Origin of the sequence: Kocuria sp. ZOR0020 (assembly GCF_000800955.1) — a bacterium.
Lineage (GTDB): Bacteria > Actinomycetota > Actinomycetes > Actinomycetales > Micrococcaceae > Kocuria > Kocuria subflava.
The window spans coordinates 1-1,121 of sequence record NZ_JROX01000396.1; the positions used below are offsets into that span (position 1 = coordinate 1).

The 1,121-nt window shown below is 67.8% G+C and carries 1 protein-coding gene; it reads left to right on the forward strand.

Features of this window, described 5'->3' with window-relative positions; translation table 11 throughout:
- Positions 1–115 precede the first annotated feature (115 nt).
- Positions 116–1,121 (forward strand): IS481 family transposase (locus L979_RS13960; RefSeq protein WP_047692869.1); only part of this gene is annotated, 1,006 nt, incomplete at its 3' end.

The following is a 1,121-nucleotide window of genomic DNA, read 5'->3' on the forward strand; positions in this document are numbered from 1 at the left end:
CTAGGTGTTGTGGGGCATGAGGTTCTTGTCACGGGTGCGTTGGTGAGATGAGGAACGGGCTCCTCGCCACAGGATGGAGGTTCCTACACAAAGATCCGCACGAAAGAGCCCGTTCATGACCCACGTTAACGCACCCCTGACACCGACCGGCCGGCTGCGCATGGTATTGCGCCACATCGAGGACGGGATCCCCAAGGCCCACGTGGCCGCCGAGTTCCGCGTCAGCCGGCCCACGGTGGCCACCTGGGTGGCCCGCTACCTCGCGGCCGGCGAGGCAGGTCTGGTTGACCGCCCCTCGATTCCGCGGCGCAGCCAGCAGCGCACCCCGGCGCCGGTCGTGGAACTGATCGAGTCCCTGCGCCGGGAGCGGAAGTGGTCGGCCCGGCGTATCCACCACCACCTGCTCGGGCTCGGCCACCAGTTGCACCTGCCCACCGTGGGCCGGTGGCTGCACCGACTCGGTATCTCCCGGCTGCGTGATCTGACCCCGGCCGGCGAGAACGCCCGCAGGGCCTCGGCGCGGATCCGCGCTGCGTGGCCCGGGCATATGGTCCACCTGGATGTGAAGAAGGTCGGCAAGATCCCCGACGGTGGCGGCTGGCGGACCCACGGCCGCGGTAGCGCCCAGGCGTTGAAGTCCAAGCGCGGGCCGGGGGCGAGGGTCGGCTACACCTACCTGCACTCTGCCGTGGACGGCTTCTCCCGTCTGGCCTACACCGAAGCCCTCGACGACGAGAAAGCGGTGACCACGATCGGGTTCTTCGCCCGGGCCAGAACCTTCTTCGCCGCCCACGGGATCCACAGGATCCACCGGGTCGTGACGGATAACGGGGCCAACTACCGAGCCCGGGACTTCACCCGCACCGTGAAAGCCCTGGCCTCCCGCCACCAGCGGATCCGTGCCTACACGCCGCGGCATAACGGGAAGGTCGAACGCTACAACCGGCTACTGGTCGATGAGGTGCTCTATACCCGTACCTACACCAGCGAACACGCCCGACGCACCGCGGTGGCGGTCTGGGTCAATCACTATAATTACCACCGACCCCATACCGCCTGCGGCGACCAGCCCCCGGCCTCACGCACCCCGGACCGTGTCAACAACGTCACGCCCTCTTACA